16 protein-coding genes are annotated in these 20,270 nt (G+C 63.5%); 11 read left to right on the forward strand and 5 right to left on the reverse strand.

The features are described 5' to 3' along the window. Nucleotides 1-5 precede the first annotated feature (5 nt). The 4 genes from TVD_RS00395 to TVD_RS00410 all read left to right on the forward strand — a co-directional run bounded on the left by TVD_RS00395 (nucleotide 6) and on the right by TVD_RS00410 (nucleotide 3,617). Nucleotides 6-809 (forward strand): hydrolase 2, exosortase A system-associated, encoded by an 804-nt coding sequence (locus TVD_RS00395; protein WP_047250500.1) that lies wholly within the window; start codon nucleotides 6-8, stop codon nucleotides 807-809. After that, nucleotides 806-1,693 carry a hydrolase 1, exosortase A system-associated gene (locus tag TVD_RS00400; protein WP_047250501.1) on the forward strand — a complete coding sequence of 296 codons (888 nt, stop codon included), beginning with the start codon at nucleotides 806-808 and terminating at the stop codon, nucleotides 1,691-1,693. The genes TVD_RS00395 and TVD_RS00400 overlap by 4 nt, the downstream gene beginning before the upstream one ends. Further along, nucleotides 1,693-2,712, forward strand: coding sequence for a glycosyltransferase (locus tag TVD_RS00405; protein ID WP_047250502.1), 1,020 nt, complete (start codon nucleotides 1,693-1,695; stop codon nucleotides 2,710-2,712). Before TVD_RS00400 ends, TVD_RS00405 begins: the two co-directional genes overlap by 1 nt. An 80-nt stretch (nucleotides 2,713-2,792) precedes the next feature. Then, the gene (locus TVD_RS00410) at nucleotides 2,793-3,617 is read left to right on the forward strand and encodes a GNAT family N-acetyltransferase (RefSeq protein ID WP_047250503.1); all 825 of its coding nucleotides are present in this window, start codon (nucleotides 2,793-2,795) and stop codon (nucleotides 3,615-3,617) included. Nucleotides 3,618-3,660: 43 nt separating this feature from the next. On the opposite strand, the gene TVD_RS00415 is transcribed toward TVD_RS00410, so the two are convergent. Beyond that, a complete protein-coding gene (locus TVD_RS00415) occupies nucleotides 3,661-5,268 on the reverse strand; it encodes an amino acid adenylation domain-containing protein (protein ID WP_047250504.1) in 1,608 nt (535 codons plus the stop codon). A gap of 262 nt (nucleotides 5,269-5,530) precedes the next feature. On the opposite strand from TVD_RS00415, the gene TVD_RS00420 reads away from it, so the two are divergent. The 3 genes from TVD_RS00420 to TVD_RS14850 all read left to right on the forward strand — a co-directional run bounded on the left by TVD_RS00420 (nucleotide 5,531) and on the right by TVD_RS14850 (nucleotide 9,448). Then, nucleotides 5,531-7,333, forward strand: coding sequence for an ABC transporter ATP-binding protein (locus tag TVD_RS00420; RefSeq protein WP_018650651.1), 1,803 nt, complete (start codon nucleotides 5,531-5,533; stop codon nucleotides 7,331-7,333). A 194-nt stretch (nucleotides 7,334-7,527) separates the two neighbouring features. Next, nucleotides 7,528-8,439: a hypothetical protein gene (locus TVD_RS00425; protein WP_047250505.1), complete on the forward strand. Its 912-nt coding sequence runs from the start codon at nucleotides 7,528-7,530 to the stop codon at nucleotides 8,437-8,439. A gap of 4 nt (nucleotides 8,440-8,443) precedes the next feature. Beyond that, nucleotides 8,444-9,448 carry a hypothetical protein gene (locus TVD_RS14850; RefSeq protein ID WP_240472278.1) on the forward strand — a complete coding sequence of 335 codons (1,005 nt, stop codon included), beginning with the start codon at nucleotides 8,444-8,446 and terminating at the stop codon, nucleotides 9,446-9,448. 141 nt (nucleotides 9,449-9,589) lie between these two features. Here TVD_RS14850 and TVD_RS13860 read toward each other — a convergent pair whose 3' ends face one another. Then, the gene (locus TVD_RS13860) at nucleotides 9,590-10,789 is read right to left on the reverse strand and encodes a hypothetical protein (RefSeq protein ID WP_240472279.1); all 1,200 of its coding nucleotides are present in this window, start codon (nucleotides 10,787-10,789) and stop codon (nucleotides 9,590-9,592) included. Nucleotides 10,790-10,946: 157 nt separating this feature from the next. Continuing rightward, complete coding sequence (locus TVD_RS00430) at nucleotides 10,947-11,840, reverse strand: glycosyltransferase family protein (RefSeq protein WP_047250506.1); 894 nt, start codon at nucleotides 11,838-11,840, stop codon at nucleotides 10,947-10,949. A 109-nt stretch (nucleotides 11,841-11,949) separates the two neighbouring features. Between TVD_RS00430 and TVD_RS00435 the strand changes: the two genes are divergently transcribed. Then, complete coding sequence (locus TVD_RS00435; RefSeq protein WP_047250507.1) at nucleotides 11,950-12,960, forward strand: glycosyltransferase family 2 protein; 1,011 nt, start codon at nucleotides 11,950-11,952, stop codon at nucleotides 12,958-12,960. A gap of 14 nt (nucleotides 12,961-12,974) precedes the next feature. Here the strand turns inward: TVD_RS00435 and TVD_RS00440 are convergent, their stop codons facing one another. Both TVD_RS00440 and TVD_RS00445 read right to left on the reverse strand, forming a co-directional pair. Further along, on the reverse strand, nucleotides 12,975-14,801 hold the full coding sequence (locus tag TVD_RS00440; RefSeq protein WP_047250508.1) for a hypothetical protein: 1,827 nt from the start codon (nucleotides 14,799-14,801) through the stop codon (nucleotides 12,975-12,977). 22 nt (nucleotides 14,802-14,823) lie between these two features. Beyond that, on the reverse strand, nucleotides 14,824-16,263 hold the full coding sequence (locus tag TVD_RS00445; RefSeq protein WP_047250509.1) for a putative O-glycosylation ligase, exosortase A system-associated: 1,440 nt from the start codon (nucleotides 16,261-16,263) through the stop codon (nucleotides 14,824-14,826). A gap of 205 nt (nucleotides 16,264-16,468) precedes the next feature. Between TVD_RS00445 and TVD_RS00450 the strand changes: the two genes are divergently transcribed. Genes TVD_RS00450 through TVD_RS00460 form a run of 3 tightly spaced genes read left to right on the forward strand, consistent with a single transcriptional unit; the run spans nucleotide 16,469 to nucleotide 20,267 of the window. Beyond that, the gene (locus TVD_RS00450) at nucleotides 16,469-18,070 is read left to right on the forward strand and encodes an acyl-CoA ligase (AMP-forming), exosortase A system-associated (RefSeq protein WP_047250510.1); all 1,602 of its coding nucleotides are present in this window, start codon (nucleotides 16,469-16,471) and stop codon (nucleotides 18,068-18,070) included. Then, a complete protein-coding gene (locus TVD_RS00455) occupies nucleotides 18,067-19,302 on the forward strand; it encodes a pyridoxal-dependent decarboxylase, exosortase A system-associated (RefSeq protein ID WP_047250511.1) in 1,236 nt (411 codons plus the stop codon). The genes TVD_RS00450 and TVD_RS00455 overlap by 4 nt, the downstream gene beginning before the upstream one ends. Beyond that, nucleotides 19,299-20,267, forward strand: coding sequence for a GNAT family N-acetyltransferase (locus tag TVD_RS00460; RefSeq protein WP_018650642.1), 969 nt, complete (start codon nucleotides 19,299-19,301; stop codon nucleotides 20,265-20,267). The genes TVD_RS00455 and TVD_RS00460 overlap by 4 nt, the downstream gene beginning before the upstream one ends. Nucleotides 20,268-20,270 lie beyond the last annotated feature (3 nt).

The following is a 20,270-nucleotide window of genomic DNA, read 5'->3' on the forward strand; positions in this document are numbered from 1 at the left end:
GCGGCATGGAAGCCGGGTTCCTGGAGGGCAAGGCCGGGCCGGTATTCCATGTGCTCCATCTGCCGGATGGTCCCTCCATCCGGGGTGCTGTGCTGTTTGTCCCGCCCCTGGCCGAGGAGCTCAACAAGTCCCGTCGCATGGTGAGCCTGCAGGCGCGCCGCCTGGCGCAGGCGGGCTACGCCGTGTTGATCCCGGACCTCTACGGGTGCGGCGACAGCGGCGGTGACTTTGGCGACGCGGACTGGGATCTCTGGCTGGACGACCTGGCACGCTGCAGTGAACACCTCGAGACGCGTTGCCCGGCGCCGTTCATGGTCTGGGGGGTGCGGGCGGGTTGCCTGCTCGCGGGTGACTTCCTGGCCATGCGTGCGCATCCGGCCGCCGCCGCGATCTACTGGGCGCCCGTGACGAATGGCGAACAGCACCTGACCCAGTTCCTGCGCCTGCGCATGGCCGCCGGGCTGATGGGTGGACAGAAGGAAGGTACCGCCCAGCTGCGGGCCCAACTGGATGCGGGAGAGCCGCTGGAAGTCGCCGGGTATTCCCTGGCGCCCGGGCTGGCCGCGCGCCTGGCGGCGGCCCGTCTGCAGCGGCCGCACGCGGAGGCGATCGAATGGTTCGAGGTGGCCGCGCAGGACACGGCACCGCTGCCGCCGGCGAGCGAACGCCTGATCGAGCGCTGGCGAGAGGAGGGCGCCGCGGTCACCGCGACGGTCGTTGCTGGCGATGCCTTCTGGTCCACCCAGGACATCGTCGAGGTGCCGCAATTGCTGGAGGCGACCATGCAACGCCTGGAGGCTCTCCCATGAGCGAGCGCGCCGTCGTCTTCCACGTGGGGGAGGACGAACTCCTGGGGATCCTGCATCCCGGCGCGGAGGGCGCCCGGCGTGGCGTGCTGATCGCCGTGGGTGGGCCGCAGTACCGGGTAGGCAGCCACCGCCAGTTCCTGCTCCTGGCCCGACATCTCGCAGCGCAGGGGATACCCGTTTTCCGCTTCGACTTCCGCGGCATGGGCGATTCTTCCGGTGCCCAGCGAACGTTCCACGACGTGCACGACGACCTGCATGCGGCCGTCGATACCTTTGCAGGCGAGGTGCCGGGGATGCACGAGGTGACCCTGTGGGGCCTGTGTGGCGCGGCCTCTGCGGCGTTGTTCTATGCCTGGCGCGACCCCCGTGTGACAGGCCTGGTGCTGGTCAACCCCTGGGCCCGCACCGAGGAAGGGCTGGCTCGGGCCTACCTGAAGACCTACTACCTCCAGCGCCTGTTCTCGCGCGATTTCTGGTCCGGGGCCCTCAAGGGGCGTTTTAACCCCTGGGTGTCCCTGCGCTCCCTGGGGCGCATGGTCGGCACTGCGGTGGGTTCCGGTTCCGGGGGGGCTTCCGGCGAGCCCGACAACACAAGCCCGGATCGCATCGACAAAGGCCCCCTGCCGGACCGGATGGCCGAGGGCTGGCGGCGCTTCCAGGGACCCGTCCTGGTGATCCTGAGCGGCGATGACCTGACCGCGGCCGAGTTTCGCGATGTGGCGACGACCGCGCCGGAATGGAGTGGATTGCTGCAGGAGCCGCGCGTGACCCTGCGCGAACTGCCCGGTGCCAACCACACCTTTTCTCGCCGCGTGTGGCGCGACCAGGTGGCGCTGTGGACGCATGACTGGCTACAGACATTGCCGGAACGAGGGCGGGAGTGATGTCGTCCGTGGAGCAAGCCCGGACGAGCAGCAGGGCCCCGGCCGCGCCGGAGGGTCGTGACCGCAAGCCCCTGGTGTCGGTGATCATGCCGGCCTACAACACGGCCGCATATATTGCCGAGTCTGTCGACAGTGTTCTGGATCAGGACTACCCGGGCATCGAGCTGATCGTGGTAGACGACGGCTCGACCGACGGGACGCTCGACATCCTGCGCGGATATGGTGACCGCCTGACACTGCTGACCCAGCAGAACCAGGGGGCGGCCGTGGCCCGCAATGCCGGCGTCGCGAGGGCAGGCGGTGACTACATCGCCTTTATCGATTCCGACGATGTCTGGCTGCCGGGAAAGGTCGCGGCTCAGGTGGACTACATGGACCAGCATCCCGGGATCGGGATGACCTTTACCGCCTGGGCCACATGGAAGCCCGATCCGTCTGGCACGTTCCTGAAACCCGATGCGGCCAAGGGTGCGTACCCCATGAACCCTGACGGCAAACCGCTCGTGGACCGTGGGTCCGGGTGGCTTTACAACCGTCTGCTCTTCGGCTCGCTGCCTCACACCATCACGGTGATGATGCGACGCGACCTGGTGGAACGCGTCGGACAGTTCGACCCTGATCTCAAAAGGGGGCAGGACTACGATTACTGGTTGCGGGCGTCGCGCTTGACCGAGATCCACCAGCTGAACCTCGTGACGGCTCTCTACCGGCTTCATGGCGAGGGCTGCATCACCAAGTACCCCGACACGAATTACGAATTCGAGGTCGTCCGCAAGGCGCTCGGCCGCTGGGGTCGGGTTGGTCCGGGCGGAGAGCAGACGTCACGCGGCGCGATTCGCAGGCGCCTTGCCGAGACCTGCTTCAGTTTCGGCTATCACCATTACTGGGAGGGGGACCCGAGGCTGGCGGCACGATCGTTCCTGCAGTCGACGCTTCGGGACCCCTGGTCCGTGTCCACCTGGGCCTACCTGGTCCTGAGTGCCGGGAAGAGTGTGGCAGGGAAACGCAAGGCGCGGTGAGGCATTGGGTCGGACCCGGCATCGTCCGGGGTGATTAAGGGCCATCGGCAAGACCCAAGCCGGAGACAGGAGGAGGTTCCATGACTGAAGATCCATCTTCCGTCCAGGCCGAGCGGGTCGAGGCCGAGGCCTACGAGAGCATGATGCAGCTGGCCGAAAGCGCGGGCATCCCGGGCTTTCGAGCGGTCCGCAGCGGGACGCATGTTGCCCTGATCGCCCCGGGCCTGAAGAAGATGCTGGTCTTTAACCGGGTGCTGGGACTGGGCGTTTCAGGCCCGGCGACCGAGGCCCATATTGATGAATTAGCCGCCCTGTACGCCGAGCATGACCTTCCCTGGGCAATCGAGCTTAGCCCTCATGCCCGCCCGGAGTCCGTTCTCCAATGGCTACGCGATCGCAGGATTCGCCGGGGTGCGGCATCTGCGGTCCTGATGCGGGCCAGCAGCGACGTCCCCGAGGGGAAGAGCGATCTCGAGATCCGCCCCTGGCGGCCAGAAGACGAAGATGCCGGCGCCGCGCTGGCGGTCGATGCGTTCTCCGTGCCGCAGGAGGCAAAGGCCCTTCTGGCGGAACTGCCGCGATCACCCAAATGGCGTCAGTGGCTGGCGCTCGACGATGGAACGGTGGTGGCAACCGGCCTGTTGTATCTCGGGGACGGGGTGGCCTGGGCCGGGTGGGAAGCAACCCGCCCGGACTACCGTGGACGTGGCCTGCATGGGGCGCTCATCTCCGCTTGCCTCAGGGACGCGTCGCTGCATGGGTGTACGTCGGTGATCACGGATACCGCCGTGGGGACACCGGACAGACCGGACCCGTCCTATCAAAACCACCTCCGCAAGGGGTTCGAGGTATTGCATCTCCGGCATACGTACCTGGCTGTCCCTGGAGTGGTCGCGCCGGCGTAGCCTGGAAACAGACGTTGGCCAGAGGCTCGGCGCAGCCTCGTGGTTACGGGGTCGCCGTCTCTTCCAGGGTCGAGATCAGTGCCTTTCGGTCGGCCTTGCCATTGGCGTTGAGCGGCAGGTTGTCCAGCGAGTGGATGGCCCGGGGCACCATCACCGTGGGCAGTCGCTGCCGGAGCCGGTCGCGTATGGCCGATTCGTCCATATCTTCCGCGACCACGAAGGCCACGATCCCCGAGGCGCCGCTTTCCGTTCGTGGCCATCCGACGGCCACGGCCTGGTCCGTACCGGCGGCCTCGCGCAGTGCGGCCTCGACCTCGCCGAGCTCGATCCGCACCCCGCCAATCTTGATCTGGTGATCCAGGCGCCCGAGAAAGATGATCGGTTCGCCCGGGGGCGGGCGACGCACCAGGTCCCCCGTGCGGTAGTGCACGCGCCCATCGTCCAGGTGCACAAAGGCCTGCGCCGTGCGTTCGGGGTCCTTCCAGTAGCCGGGCGTCACCTGCGGGCCGCTGATCAGCAGTTCGCCCTCGGCCCCGACCGGCACCTCCCGCAGGGCCTCGTCCGCCACGCGCAGCCCGACCTGGTTGCCCGGATAGCCGATCGGGACCATGCCGTGCTCGCATTCCGCCGGCGAGCGCTCCCCGTCCCAGCGGTAGTAGCAGGCATCCACCGTGCATTCGGTGGGCCCGTAGGCATTGTCGACAATGGCATTGGGGGCGGCGGCCGCCATCGCCTCGGCCAGCTCCGCTGACAGGGCCTCCCCGCCAAAGCGGCACAGGCGCAGATCCGGGAACCGTCCGGGCGCCCAGCCGTTGCGGCGATTCATCCCGTGCCCGGCCGAGGGGGTGATGTCGATTACCGTGAGGGCCTTGTCCGCGATGTAGCGGTTGGGGTTGAACCACTCCTTGGCGGAGGGGCAACACAGGCAGGCGCCAAAGGCCCACGACACGTACAGGTCGAACATCGAGGAATCGAAGGTGATGTCGTAGAACTGCGAAAAGCGGTCCGCCTCGCTAATGCCGAACTCGCGGTAGCGCTCCTGAGACATCTCCACGAAACGGGCTGCGTTGCGCTGCAGAACGCCCACGCCCTTGGGCTTGCCCGTGCTGCCGGAGGTGAAGAACAGGCAGACCAGGTCATCCGGGGATACGGCTGCCGGCGCCCAGTCCGCGGGCCGATGGGAATCGCCGGCCACCCGGAAGTCGTGTCGGGGCCAGCGCGTTTGCAGGTCCTCCAGTCGCTGCGTATCGGGTAGCAGGATCAGGAACGGCCGGGAGAATGCCTGCAGGAGTTCATCGAGCCGCTCAAGACCCTGGGCATCCACCAGCAACGCTGACAGATCGGCCTGTTCGGCCATGGCCACCGTACGTTCCGTGGGAAACCCCGGGTTCAGCGGAACCAGAGCTTGGCCGGCCATCAGGGTGCCCAGAATCCCGCGGTACATCGCGAGCGAGCGCTGGGCCAGCACACCGACCCGGCCGGGCCCGGTCGGGCTCTGCTGTAGCGTGTGCGCAATGTCCGCGCCGGCCGCGAACAGCTCCTCGTAGCTCAGGACGCGACCCTCGACATCCAGGGCGGGGCGTTCCGGGAAGCGTTCGGCGGAGCGCAGGAAGCCGGTCAGTAAACCCTTCGTTATCCTGGCGTTTGGCATGGATGCAGTCCTCGCTCTCCTCGGGAACCCTTTACTGCTGCGGCTCTCGGGGGTTTTTGGGTCGGCCCGGACTGGCGGCCCATCTGGCCAGTCGTACCCAGGCACGTCCTCAGTGCCTTCAGCGCAGCATCCGCGAACGCCCCATCTCGTACAATCCAGACGAGAAGCCGGCCGCCAGGCCTGGCTAACGGCCGCCTGATGGCGGTTGTCTACGGGGCTGCGACAAGGCCCCTCGTGCGAAGGATCCCGGTTCGGCGAAACCATGCTGCAAACTCTGCACAAGCTGAATGCCCTGCTCGACCCCCGCGATCGCGGCAAGGTCGTCTTGCTGCTGATCCTGATGATTGCCACGGCGTTCATGCAGACCGCCGGCATCGCCTCGGTCATGCCGTTTCTGGCGGTTCTCTCCGATCCGGGCATGGTCCACGACAACGAGATGCTGCGCTTTGCCTACGAATGGCTTGGCTTCGAATCGACCAGCCGCTTCCTGTACTTCCTGGGTCTTGCGGCCTTTGTTCTGTTCATGACCGGTACCGCGCTCCAGGCATTCAACCAGTGGGCCATCACGCGGTTCACCCACATGCAGCAGTACGAGCTCTCCCGGCGCCTGATGGGGGACTACCTCAGCCGTCCGTTCACGTTCTTCCTTAATCGAAACTCCGGCGATCTCGCGAAAACGGTACTGCAGGAAACCACCCAGGCGATCAATGGCGCGCTGATGCCCGCGCTGAAGCTCGCGAGCCAGCTGTTACTCGCGGCCTTCATCATCGCACTTCTGGTTGTGGTGCAGCCCTGGCTGGCCTTGATCGCAGCGGCTGGCCTCGGTGGCATCTATGCGGTCATTTATGTGGCGTCGCGGACGTGGCTGAACCGCATCGGCCTGGACCGCGTGGAGGCCAATCGCGAGCGTTTCACGGCCGCGGCCGAGGCCTTTGCCGGTGCCAAGGAGATCCGTCTTTTGGGGCGGGAGCGTGATTACCTGGAGCGGTACCGGAAGCCATCCAAGCGGTTTGCGAGTCACCAGGCGAATGCAGTCCTGCTGCAGAGCCTCCCGCAATACGCGATCGAGGCGATTGCATTCGGCGGGGTTCTCGTCCTGGTGCTCTATCTGATGGCGGGGGACGGTGGGCTGGCTCAGGCCTTGCCCCTGATCGGCCTGTACGCGCTGGCCGGACGCCAGTTGATCCCGGCGTTTCAGAAGATCTTCCAGCAGGTCGCCTCGCTGCGTTTCAATGCGGCCGCGGTCGACAGCGTTCTTCGGGACCTTGGCCAGTTCTCTGACAGTACGCCTCCCATTTCGCGCAACGATCGACTCGCTCCGCTGGCTCCGACTCGGTCGATCAAGGTGCAAGGTCTCACCTATCGGTATCCCGAACACGAGCACCCTGCCCTGAAAGACATCTCTCTGGAGATTCGCGCCAGAACCACGGTCGGATTCGTGGGCTCGTCCGGTGCCGGAAAGAGCACCCTGGTCGATGTGTTGCTGGGCCTGTTGGAACCCGAGCAGGGCACTATCCTGATCGATGGCGAACCCCTGACACGAGCCAACATCCGTCGCTGGCAGGCAGCCCTGGGCTACGTCCCGCAGCACATCTTTCTCGCTGACCAGAGTGTGGCCGCGAATATCGCCCTTGGCGTGCCCGAAGAACAGATCGACCAGGCGGCGGTCGAGAAAGCGGCTCGCCTCGCCAACCTGCACGATTTTGTAACCCAGGAATTGCCTCACGGGTACGCCACCGTCATCGGCGAACGCGGTACACGACTCTCCGGCGGGCAACGTCAAAGGATCGGCATTGCCAGGGCCCTCTACCGTGACCCCGATGTGCTTTTCTTCGACGAAGCGACGAGCGCCCTGGATAACGCCACCGAGCGCGCCGTGATGGATGCGATTCAGAACCTCTCCGGCAACAAGACCATCCTCTTGGTCGCCCATCGCCTGACCACGGTGCGTAACTGCGACACGATTTACCTGTTGGACAAGGGGGCGGTCTCGGCCGAAGGCGCATGGGACTGTCTGAATTCGCAAAGCAAGGAATTCCAGAAACTGGCGTCGGGTTTGGCCTGATGGTTACCAAAGGTTTGTAGGTCGGCACATGGCGCTCCGAATGATGCTCAACCTCTGCTTTGAAATCTCTGCCTTTTCCGTTGGTGGATTGCCATTTTCCGGGATTGGGAAACCGCCGCGTGATGGGCAGCCGGGATCGCTTCGCTGGGGCCTCCTCTGTGCCAGTGGCCTGATTTATCAGGGGGAACCAGCCATTGTCTAGAACGCCGGTAGAAGACCCCAAAGGAGTCGAGGAAGAAGCGCTCCGTCCCTTCTACGTCGGGAAGGGGAGCTGGCATTGGATCTCTGCGGAGCAGGCGGAGCAGGCACAGGCTCTCGCCTCCGGAAAATGGGCGGATGCCCTGACCGGAATTGATCTCCCCTGGCTCTGCTGGAATGTCCAGAGTGACTGGTGTTTGGTCCAGCAGAGGATGGTGGCATCTGCGGGCTGGACTCCGATTGTCGGATTCGACCCCCGGATCGGGCCGCCACCGCTAATCGAGGGTGCCCGGTTGGTCGATTTCAACGAGGGCCTCGATCTGCCTGCCATGTCGATGATGTTCCCAATCGAGTTCGCCTGGCTCTTTGCCCCGCGTCTCGCTTTCTGGCACTCCGATCTGTTGGTCCGCGAACCTCTGTTTCGTCGTCTGTCCGATCGCTTCAAGTCCCTCCGGGACGGCCAGACAGAAGCGGTAGACATGAGGCTTGGATGGCTGCGCAGACTCAGAGGCCATTACGGTCGTTACTGGGAGCTGATCGGTTGTACAACCAGGCAAGCCAGTCTGGATCAGTTCAACGCGGGCTGTGGGTGGTGGCGGCATCCAATGGCCCACCCCAACGCACCAACGGGTCCGCAAGCGACCAGTCGCAAAAAATACATGAAAGACCATGGCGTGGGCATCCTTATGTGGGACGAACAGGCGGGCGGCGATGTCGTTGCGATCAACCCCGGGCCCTTGCATGAAGGGCATTGCACCCGAATCGGGAACCCGCATTATCGGAAAACTTCGCCGACGGATGCTCGACGCGACCTGAGCAAGGACCTCCCTTCCAACTACGATTTACGGGAAGTCTGTGCGCAGCTCGGGCTTTCGCACTTTCTTGGCCCCCCGGGCAGCAGTGACTGAACCCATGCCCGCCGCAACTGGTCATCGTTACCCCCTGCATTTCCTGGCTCCTGCAGCCGTTCGCGAGTTCATCGATTCGTTCGCCGGTGTGCCCCTTGATGACTGTCCCGGTCTTTTCCACACCAGCAGCTGGGCCTGGATTGGTCAGACGGCGTTAGCACTCCGCAATTCTGGACTGGACGTCAGCACGGGCGAGGACTTTCACCCCGGTGCGATCAACTTCGGCCTCGCGGCGGATATCCGGCGGCGCCCTGTGAGCCCCGAGATTTTCAAGGTCAGCCTTGATGCCGATCAACTGCGCCCTCGATGGGCGAACCTTTCGATTGTCCAGAATCAGCGGCAAACATCCCGTCGTGCATTCTGGGTCCCCCACTGGCCCCAGCCAGGCCTGGTCAGGCGCGATGCTTCCAGAACCGACTTTCGCACCGTTGGTTTCTTCGGGCTTGAACGTAACCTTTGTCGCGACCGAGAGTGGTGGGAGCGTATTTGTGCGCTGTACGGAATGGAATTCCGTTTGAAGGCGGCCCCCGAGTGGACTGACTATCACGATATCGATGTGGCCGTGGGTGTGCGTGATTTTTCCTGCAAGAAACACGACGAGAAACCGCCAACGAAGATGTTCAATGCATGGCTAGCCGGATCCGTTTTTCTTGGTGGTTGTGACTCGGCCTATACTCAAGTGGGAACAGACGGACGGGACTTCCTGCGGTGCGTTAATGAGCAGGATTTGTCGCGATACCTTGGCCGTCTGCAGAGAGACCCCGAATGGGGAGCTGACGTCATCCGTGCTGCGGCCACGTCGGTCTCAAGTACAGGGTCCCGTGCGAACACTGTCGACCGGTGGGTCAGCCTGATCGAACGTGAGGTGGGTCCGCGATTTGAAGCTTGGCAGGGGACAAGCAAACTCTCCCGACGAATGTCCACCGATTCGGGCCGATTCCAGGATTGGACTATCCGGGTCCGGAACTCTTACTGGCGACTTCTAAGGGGGCATGTGCGCTCCCGATAGCGACCTATCTAGCCGTTGCATATTGACTGCTGCAGTGGCGTGGGGGCCGGTCCCGGACGCAGGATTTCCGTACACGTCCGCAATGGCCCACGCGCGCTTTATTCCAAAGCTATGTTTGGAGGCCGCCTTTATGCCCCCTTGCTACCCCCATTTCCCTCGGGCGGCCCGCATCGTGTTCCGGACAACCTTTCGTAGCTGCCGAACCTTGTATTGCATCTCTGGAATCCTGGCGCTGGCTATGATTTGCGCCCTCAGGGGTCCCCGAAACCGGTATAGTTTCATCGCCTCTTGTAATTCTTTGTCGTATGTCCTACGTCCTCGAATGGTTCCGGCAATGTATCGAATTCGCTCTTTTTCATAAACATTGAGATCGAAGGATTCGCTGAATTTTTGTAGGTTGCCTGTGATTTCTAGGCACAAAAGTGTTCTCAGGCATTTTTCGCAGCGCGAGCAGTTCTCCCCCTTTTCATTGGTTACGCATACGTCCAAGCCATTTTGCGCGGTCGAATTCGCTTCTAGGGTCATCGTTTTCTGAACCCGGTTAAGCTCGCCCCCAACGGGTAGGATCTCCATGGCTTCAGTCCCAAGAAGGGGCAACAAGACCGGGTCTGCGCGCGCGATAAAGCACGTTTTACCCACAAATGTAGACGAATACGGATAGGCTGAAGAGTACAAAAATCGACCGGTTCGCTTTTGAAGGAGAAGTGCTGTCGCGCTGTTTCGAACGGAGTGCGTCTGCGCAAAATCAATGTCTTTATATTTGTGGAAGAAGTCGTCCATGTTCGAGTCGATCGGAACAAGCGCGAACCCCTCTTTGGATGCTTTTTCATTTAGGCGCTCGTATCGTTCGATGAACTCTTTAGAATTAGAGAGCCTCTGCGATCCTACGTTGTTGTATGTTAAGAAAGAGAGCCCGAAACCTTGCGGCGCATTGTCGGGCCGGTATTGCGTTAAAGTGCAGAAGGAGTCGACCCCGGCAGAAAAGCCAGTCGCTACAAGCCCGTCTCCATGGTGAGGAGGGCGTGGTTCGGGTTTGGCTATTACTTTTACATGTGTGAGGTGCGGCGCAATAGCGAGGAGGATCGTCTGAACTGGCCAGTTAAGGTTCCGGAGAAGTTTCTCGGAAACGGTTGTGGATAGGTGTATGTCCTCACCTAAAGCCATGGCGGGGATAAGGAGAGCTAGCGCGGGCGCGTCGGATTCTGCGGATATGTGGTCGGAATAACGGCTGAGCGTACGGAAGTAAAGGCTGTTCGGCAGTCGTGGATGGTGGACTGCTGTTTCGAAAATGGCCCAGCCATCTTCTTCGCGTTGCTCCGTTCGTTCGACGTAGATGGTCATGGCAGTCGTCCCCATGGGTGATATTGAATATCAGTCGAAACCGACATTGTTCTGTTTTCGCTTGCGCAGCGTGTCGGTCTCGGCCGGGTGTATTGTGTTTCCTGTCATGCGAACACCTGGTGTTTGTCGATTTGGTTAAGTGACTTTGGTGTATGGGCTATTTAGTCCAATCGGCCTTTAATTTCGAGGCGCCTTTCGTGGGTTGGTTGGCGCTGTCGACTTGGCTGCATATGTGTGAGTTGAAGTCGTGGATCTTGTTCTCTATTCGCTGGAGGCGATCCTGAAGAATGCGTTCGGCCCCTAATTGGAAATTACCTTTCCGTGAGAGTTGTTTCAGTTTGCGGGAAAAGGTGTTTCCCTTGAATCTCGCAAGGACCCAGCCATGGGGTGACCGGTGGGTGCGAGACCATATTGTCGGAAGCTTGTGGAATTGGACTTCAGTCTCAATGCTGGCTGACCAGTCATGCCACTTGCTCAGTAACATTTGGCGGTTCGTAATTACGGGTAGCCAGGGAACACGGAGTGCTTCGGCGGTGATCGCGCCGTGCATGGCGGAGCAGATGAGCTTGCGGGACCGTCCGATCTGGTCGATGACGCTGTCGCAAGGGGCTTCCGGATGAATGAAATGAACGCCGGCCTGCTCGCAAAGCTGGCGCATTCGTTCGGAGAAAAGGGCGTGATGCGGCATGAAGGCGCAGTCGATATCCTTTTTTCGGTTGAGGTCTTCGGTGCGGTGGAGGAGGATGCCGGGATCAGAGATGGCGAGTTTCGGGTCAAGGTTCAGGGAGGCGGCGGTCAAGGGACCCCGTACGAAGTGGACCGTCCAGCGCGCGATGGCTTCTGCAGGGACCGTTCCATAACCGAGGCCGCTGCCGAAGATGTGGAGAGTGCCCGAGGTGGGCAGGCGTTCGTTGAGCAAGGTGCCAATGCCGACAAATACCTCGTCGGATCCTGGCTCAGTCTCCAGTGGCGTATTGATGAAACGTGGCCAGAGGTAGTCGTTAAGGGCGTCCCCAAAGTTGGGGTGTTTACGATAGCTGTAGAGATACATCTCTGGCTCCAGCACAATCGGGTGGAATGCTACCCGGATGTTGGGTTTGTAAGAAATGGCGGTGAGCGCCACGTGCTAGCCGTTTGATCCCCATGATGGAGTAGTCGCCTTGTCCGAGGGTCCTTTGAAGATCGCCGTGGTCATCCCGTATTTTCAGCGAGAGCGCGGTCTTTTGCGCCGTTGTGTCCAATCGGTTCTCGATTGGCGGGCTGGACTTTCGATATGCGTGATTGTGGTTGACGATGGTTCGCCCTTGCCGGCTGACGAAGAGATCGGGGACCTCCTGGATGATGGAGAGATCGTGATCGTCCGCAAGGAAAATGGTGGGCCTGGTGCGGCAAGAAACACCGGTCTGGATCATGTGCCTCGCGACATACCGTTCGTGGCATTTCTCGATTCGGATGACCAGTGGATTGGGCCGTTTCTGGGAGATGCGGTTCGCGCGCTCGGCCGGGGCTTCGACCTGTTCATTGGCGATACGCAACGAACAGGCATTTCGAGAACGCGGTTCCAGTGGGCGGATTCCCCGGAAGACAATATTCACCCGGAGGACCATCCACTGATCGATCCGGAGCACGGACTTTACGAGTTTGCTGGTGACTTTTTCGATCTCCTGGTACGTCGGAGCAGCATCATTAGTGCGAATGCCATGGCATATCGGCTGGATCGATTTCCCGGGAACCGATTCCCAGAGGGTCTGATGCAGGGCGAGGATCGGTTCTTCAAGCTGCAACTGGGGCAATCGCTGCGACGCGTAGGCTTTTCGCCCCGTATTTATGCCGACGAAGGCGAGGGCGTGAATATCTTCGACAAGTCGGGCTGGAAGACGGAAGGCTATGTTCGCCTGACATCCAACTACATCGCGCTCGCGCGCATGGTTCTTGAAGAGATTCGGCTGGATGGGAAGCAGCGGGCATTTGTGCGGGGACAGCTGGCGGACTCGCGGCGTTCTTTCGTCGCGGCCGTCTTGCACCAGCTGAGGCACCGTAAACCCCTGGACTGGTCTTTGGTGAGGGCGACGCTGCGTCGAGATCCGCTGGGGGCGGTCCTGTTCTTGCCGAACATCCTGGGCCTGGCCTTCGGACGCCTTGGACAAAAGGGTGGACGGCCAACGGCGTAAGCGATGTTGGGCGGCTAGCATGGCGCGTCCCGGTGCCGACTGGGCCATTCGAGTGTCAGTTCGGACATGTAAGTGCCTTTCAGGATGCTTTCGGGGCTCTGGCAAAACGCCATGCCACCGGCAATGGCGGAGGGCAAGGGCGTCTCGTGCCAGTCGCCAGATGAGTAATCGTGCTGGGCTCCGTTTACGGCTTGTCTGAACCCGCGATTCACCCGTCGCGTGTCGGTGACAGCGTGTCCGCCTGGGTTCAGGAGGGGGAGACCCTGCCGACCGCGGTATTCGAGGTTCAGCCGTTGCACGATGCAAGGCTTCTTCAGGGAAATGATCAGGGTGACAGTGCCGACGACGTCCCGGTATGGCGCTCTCCGCAGGGCGGCGCGCCGGCCTAGCGCGCCATCCAGCAACCGCCAGTCGAGTGCTGCCAGGGTTCGCGCCGGTAGGCTTGTGTCGGCAAGGCGAAGCAAAGGGCGCGGGTGTCCCGAGAGCGTTACTCGCAAGCGTTCTTCCGAAGCCTCGCTTTCACACTGTTCGAAGTCCGTGAGTCCGAACAGGCGGCCGTCGATCAGGAACATGGGCGTCCAGCCCGCCAGGGCGGGAGCGTCCAGCAGGGCTTTTACGGGTATTCGGGCAGGCGCAGGACACAGCACGTTCCCTTGCCAGGTCACGTGCAATGGCACGCCACCGGCATAGCGCAGCTCCACGGCGTCGCGGCTGAAGGCTTGTGGAGGCTGCCCGTGCGTAGCGACCAGGGCAAGGGTGGCAGAGGGTGTCCCGGCCCGGAGAAACTCGGTCCCCATGTGGGCTGGCTGTGCGGCCTCGAGCGCATCGAGGTGGACGGCATGCTCGCGACCAGGGCGGTTCGTGCGACAGCGCGCCCATGCGACTATGGCCGCGGCCCAGGCGTTGTAGACCGACAGATGCATGTAGGGGTCCCAGCCTGTGCCCGAAATGGCGGTATCGGCGGGGTTCAGTGCCAGGAAGCCATCGGGTCGAATCTGGTCGGACCAGCGCCCAAGAAGGCCGCTCAACATCCGTCCGGATGCGGTGTCCTGGTGTGCGTCAGTTGCGGCCCCGAGCAGTAGCAGGCTCGCTACCATGCAGGCATCTCCAAAGAGCGCATGGCTGCTCCGGCCGAGGCCGCCAGCATGGCCGTGGCCGTCCCACACGTAGAGGCTCCATCGCAGCAGGCGCTCGATGGTGGGCCGCCATGCTTCCGGTTCGCCAAGCTCCGCGGCCATGACCGCCACGAATAACGCTTTGTGATGATAGGCCGCGGGTGTGGCCCCGCGTGCCGGTGTGCCGGGCCGGGCCGGGTAATCAACGAAGGCGCCTGAAGGGGTTGTCCAGCGGTCAAGGAGTCCGCGCAGGCGCGCATGCGCCCGGGGTTCGGCCTTGCCGTTGGCCTCCTGCAGTTCGCACAGCCGGGCCAGCAAGGTCCAATTGTTGGATGGGTAGCGGCGCGCCAACTTGCAGCCTTGAGCCAATGTCCGGCTGTGCGCCACTTCGCTTGCCCGTGCCCCGGATCGCTCGAGGTGCTCCGCGAGCAGGTTCAGCAGGAAGCGGTTGAACGGGGCGTGCCCGGTCTGTTGCGCGGGCAGGGTCTCCCATGCCTCCAGGGGGCGCCGCCACGTCTGCGAGTCGGGCCCATCCAGGATTGCAAGCGCGAGAGCGGCACCGGTTTGGCCGTAGTGATCTGCGGGTGTAGGGGCTTCATCGACTGGATCGTGCAAGCCACAGCCGGGCCGGATGTGTGTGCGTAATGCAGCGGCGAGCGTGTCGAGACAAAGGTCCAACCCGGGTACTACCGGGTTGGAGGGAGGGATGATCGGTATGGCCCCCATCAGGTCTGCATCCGCAATCGAGTCAGCCCCTGGACGATGACGGCCCCATCAGGGTGCCGGACATCACCGTGTCCTTGCCGGTGGGGGCCGGTTCGGACTCGGGTTCGGGACCGGCATCGGAGCCTGGTTCCGATGCCGAGGGCCGAGCGGATGCCGGGGCTGTGGCTGCCAGCGGGGCCTGTTCCAGTTCCCTGCGCATGATGACGGTCAGGGCGATAAAGGCATACAGCAGGTTGAAGTAGGCGACATCCAGGAAGATGCCGGATATCAGATAGCCCACGAGCCCAATCTGCAGGGCCCAGGCGTACTCCGACAGCCAGATCTCTCCGGTCCGTTGGCGCGCCGTGCGCCGGACCCGGTTGAGTGTGTGAAAGGTAAAGGCGATCAGTAGCAGGAATACGGTCAGGCCGCCGAACCCGTGTTGCCCCAGGATCCCGAAATAAACGCTGTGCGGGGATAGCACGTGGCGCCAGCCGCCCTCGAAATTGGCATACCCAATCCACCACTCGTAGCCCAGCGCGGCGTTGCGGAAGCCCATGCCAGTGAGCGGTCGTTCCAGCGCCATGTTCCAGGCCACGCCCCAGGACTGGATGCGTTGCATGGCGGATGTGTCTTCCTCGTAGGTCTCGATCGTCTGCCAGCGCTCGACCAGTGGCTCCGGTGCAGTGACGCCGACCACCGCTATCAGGAAAAAGCCGACGCCGACCATCAGCCATTTCCTCTGCATGTGCCAGAAGAGCAGGGGCACGATCGCGAGCAGGCCGACAAACGCCCCGCGCGAGTGAGTGGCGAGGATCGCGATGGCGGTGAGCCAGAAGACGCCGTAGAGGAACCAGCTAATGGGGCGCGAGAATCGACGGAGCAGGTCGAATCCGAGGTCGACCCACTGGTGATGGAACATGCGCGCGCTTGCCAGGATGAGTGGCAGCACCATGAGCATGGCCAGGCCGATGTAGGTATTGCCGGAAAGGTAGGAGCCAACAGGCCCAAGGACCATGTGGGCCCCGCCCGTCTGGAGAGCGAAGATGCCGCCCTTGAATCCGTAGAAGGCGAGCGAGGCGGTGATCACCAGCAGCAGCCAGACAATGCGGCGCTCGCCGTAGATCAGCAGGGGGGTGATGAAGGTGATCAGCAGGATCTTCATGAAGTGGATCCAGAAGTCCCAGGCGCCACTGGAATTCACCGCGAAGTGGCTGGTCATCGCGAAATACGCCGCCAGCGCGAACAGCATCACCGTCTCGCGCGTGAACGGAAACGGTTTGCGGTCCTTTGCCAGGAACAGTGCGATCAGGGTCGCCCCACCGAAGTAGGTGGCCAGGGGTGCCCCGCGCATGAAGGTCCAGGTGTGCCACTGGGGCGCAAAGAGCCCGACCCAGAACCAGGCCAGGATTCCGATCCACGCGTAGCGCACGATCAGGGGCACGAGCACGACGACGATCAGGGCGAGCAGGTAATCACGCATGCAGTTCGAACCTCGCGCCGCTGTGGCCGGGACGGACGGAAAAGGGATGGCTCATGGCGCGTCTTTTCGGATGTTACACGCGGCGAGAGGCATTTAAGGCCGGGCCGACGAACGGACTACTAACGCTGCGGCCGGGTGGCGGCCAGCGGTGCAAAGTGCGTGGGGTATGATCGATCCGTCAGCCTCCGAGACCCCTTGGCGCCGAATGTCCTTTCTCCTGCACGATTCCGTATTGATGCAAGCCGAGCGCTCGGCGGCCGTGCCGGCCCTGCGCCATCGGGATGCCGTCGAGGACTACGCGACGCTGGCGGCCAGTATCGAGCGCTCGGCGGCGCGCCTTATGGGGTGCGGCCTGGAGCGTCAGGAACGGGTGGCGGTCTACCTCGACAAGCGGCCGGAGACGATTCACGCCCTGTTCGGTGCGGCTCGCGCCGGCGGTGTCTTCGTTCCGGTCAACCCGCTACTCAAGGCGGAACAGGTGGCGCACATCCTGCGCGATTGCAACGTACGCATCCTGGTGACCTCCGCGGACCGCCTGGCGGCATTGCGTGCGGCACTCGCCGGGTGCCCCGACCTGCACACGGTGCTGGTGGTGGGGCAGGAGCCGAGCCAGGACTCGGGCGATGCCGGGGGCGGGCATGTGCGAGTGGACGCCTGGGATGCCGAGCCGGATCGCGATGGTTTGAGCGGGCACCGGGTGATCGATACCGACATGGCCGCGATCCTCTACACCTCCGGGAGTACTGGACGCCCCAAGGGGGTCGTGCTCTCGCACCGCAATATGGTCGCGGGCGCGCAGAGCGTGTCGACCTACCTGGACAACCGGCCGGAGGATCGCATCCTCGCGGTGCTCCCCTTCAGTTTTGACTATGGCCTGAGTCAGCTGACCACCGCCTTCCGGATCGGGGCCGAGGCCGTGTTGCTGAATTACCTGCTGCCGCGCGACGTGATCCGGGCCGTGGAGCGCGACGGCATCACCGGCCTTGCGGCCGTCCCGCCTCTGTGGATCCAGCTCGCCCGCCTGGAATGGCCGGAAGCGGCACGCGCCTCCCTGCGCTATATCACCAACTCCGGCGGTGCGATGCCGAAGGAGACACTCGCGGCCCTGCGTGAACAACTTCCTCGCACCGATTGCTACCTGATGTACGGATTGACCGAGGCATTTCGTTCTACCTATCTCCCGCCGGCCGAACTGGACAAGCGTTCCGGCTCCATGGGCCGGGCGATCCCCAATGCGGAGATCCAGGTGGTCCGCGAGGACGGCAGCCCCTGCGCCCCCGGCGAGCCGGGCGAGCTGGTTCACCGGGGTGCGCTGGTCGCCATGGGGTACTGGAATGATCCGGAACGCACGGCGGAACGTTTCCGCCCCGCGCCGGGCCAACCGTCCGGTGTGCCACTGACCGAGATGGCGGTGTGGTCCGGCGATACGGTACGCATGGATGCGGATGGGTTCCTCTATTTCGTCGGGCGCCGTGACGAGATGATCAAGACTTCCGGGTACCGCGTGAGCCCCAACGAGGTGGAAGAAGCGGTCTATGCCACAGGGCTGGTGGCGGAGGCCGCCGCGCTGGGGGTGGAACACCCGGGCCTGGGGCAAGCGATCGTGCTGGTGGCCCTGCCGCAGGCCCCGGGGCTGCGGGCGGATGACGTGATCGACGCGCTACGCCCCCATTTGCCGGGCTTCATGCTGCCGGCGCATGTCGGTTTGTGCACCGAGCCACTGCCGCGCAACGCCAACGGAAAGATCGACCGCAAGGCGCTTGCCAGCGAGTTTGGCGACCTGTTCCGGGAAGGGGTGCCGGCGTGAACGATACCCGCCCCGACCACAGCCCGATGGACCAGTTCAGCGTGGTGGACGACTGCCTCCAGCTTGGAGGGCAGTCGCTCGTGGATCTGGCCGCACGCATCGGACAGACCCCCTTTTATGCCTATGACCGGGACGCAATGACCCGCCGGGTCGCGCTGCTGCGCCGCAGCCTGCCGGAGGGCCTCTCGCTGCATTACGCGATCAAGGCCAATCCGATGCCGGCGGTCGTGCAGCACATGGCCGGGCAGGTGGACGGGCTCGACGTGGCCTCGCAGCGCGAGATGCAGGTGGCGCTCGATACCGGCACCGGCCCGGATGACATCAGCTTCGCCGGACCGGGCAAGTCGGTGCCGGAACTGGAGGCCGCTGTCGCGGCCGGGATCACCATCAACCTGGAATCTCCCACCGAACTCGAGCGGGTCGGCGCGATTGCCGCGCGCACCGGCTATCAGCCCCGTGTCGCGGTCCGGGTGAATCCCGATTTCGAGCTGAAGAGCTCGGGCATGCGCATGAGTGGCGGCCCCAAGGCCTTCGGGATCGATGCCGAACGGGTTCCCGACCTGCTGGCCCGCATTGGCGAACTCGGGCTGCATTTTCGCGGTTTCCATATCTTCTCCGGCTCGCAGAACCTGCGACCGGAGACCTTGGTCGAGGCGCAGGGGCAGACGTTCGAGCTTGCCCTGCGTCTGGCCGAGTCCGCCCCGGGGCCGGTCGAGATGCTGAACATCGGCGGCGGCTTCGGTATCCCCTATTTCCCGGGCGACAAACCGCTGGATCTCGGGCCGGTCGCGGAGCACCTGGCAGGCCGTCTGCCTGCGGTGCGGGATGCGCTCCCGGATGCAGAGATCATTCTCGAACTGGGGCGTTACCTGGTGGGCGAGGCGGGCATTTACGTGGCCGAGGTCCTGGACCGCAAGGAGTCGCGCGGTCAGGTGTTCCTGGTCACCAATGGCGGCTTGCATCACCACCTGGCCGCTTCCGGCAACTTTGGCCAGGTGATCCGCAAGAACTATCCGGTGGTGGTGGGCAATCGCGTGCGCGGTACCGAGCGCGAGGTCGTGAACGTGGTGGGCCCTTTGTGCACGCCGCTGGACGTGCTGGCCCAGCAGATGGAACTGGCGCGCGCCGACGTGGGCGACCTGATCGTGGTCTTCCAGTCGGGCGCCTACGGCTACACCGCGAGCCCCACGCGCTTCCTGAGCCATCCGGAACCCGTGGAGATCCTGGTGTGAACGGCGCCATTGCCGCGCCCCCGGAAAGCCCGGCCCTGCCGCTGGCGCGCCAGACGGTGTATCTGCCTTTCCGCTTCGGGTATCGCACCCTGGCGGAGCCGGTGCGCACGATGCAGGTGCTGCAGCTTCCGTTTACCCGGATTCGTGCCGAGCATGCCGAAGAGATCCTGACGGCCGCACCGGACGAGGACTGCCTGATCCGCTCCATGCCGGTGGAGGCGCCCCTGCCCCGCGTCTCGCGGTTTCGGGGGCGATTGCGCTTCGTGCCACGCCAATACCAGCGCCATTTCATCGATTTGACCACCGGGTGGGACGCCTATCAGGGACGGTTCACCGCGAAGACGAGAGCGAGCATGCGCCGCAAGGTGCGCAAGCTGGCGGAGGCCTCCGGCGGCGCGGTCGACTGGCGCCAATACGACACGCCGGAGGGGATCCAGGAGTTTCATCAACTCGCCCGCGAGGTGTCCGCCCGGACCTATCAGGAGCGCTTGCTGGATGCCGGTCTTCCCGGGGGCAAGGCGTTCGTCGAGCAACTGGTGGAACGTGCTCGCGAGGGGCGGGTGCGCGGGTACCTGCTGTTTCTGCAGGGGCAGCCCATTGCCTATCTGTACTGCCCGATCGACGACGGGATTCTGCGTTACGCATTCCTCGGCTACTTGCAGGAGCATGCCGACCTGTCTCCCGGCACGGTCCTGCAGTGGCTGGTGCTGGAGGCGCTGTTCCACGAGGAGCGCTTTGCCCTGTTCGATTTCAGCCCGGGGGAAGGTGCGCACAAGTCGCTGTTCGGGAAGGACTCCCGCTATTGCGCCGACGTGTACCTGTTGCGCCCGTCCTGGCGTAACCGCGCCCTGGTGTACTCGTATCTGGCGGTCACGGACCTTTCGCGTCTGGCCAGTGATGTCCTGAGCCGCTTGCAGCTCAAGGGCCGGGCCAAGCGTCGTGCCCGGGCGGCCGCGGCAGGCTGAGGG

Origin of the sequence: Thioalkalivibrio versutus (genome assembly GCF_001020955.1) — a bacterium.
GTDB classification, from domain to species: domain Bacteria; phylum Pseudomonadota; class Gammaproteobacteria; order Ectothiorhodospirales; family Ectothiorhodospiraceae; genus Thioalkalivibrio; species Thioalkalivibrio versutus.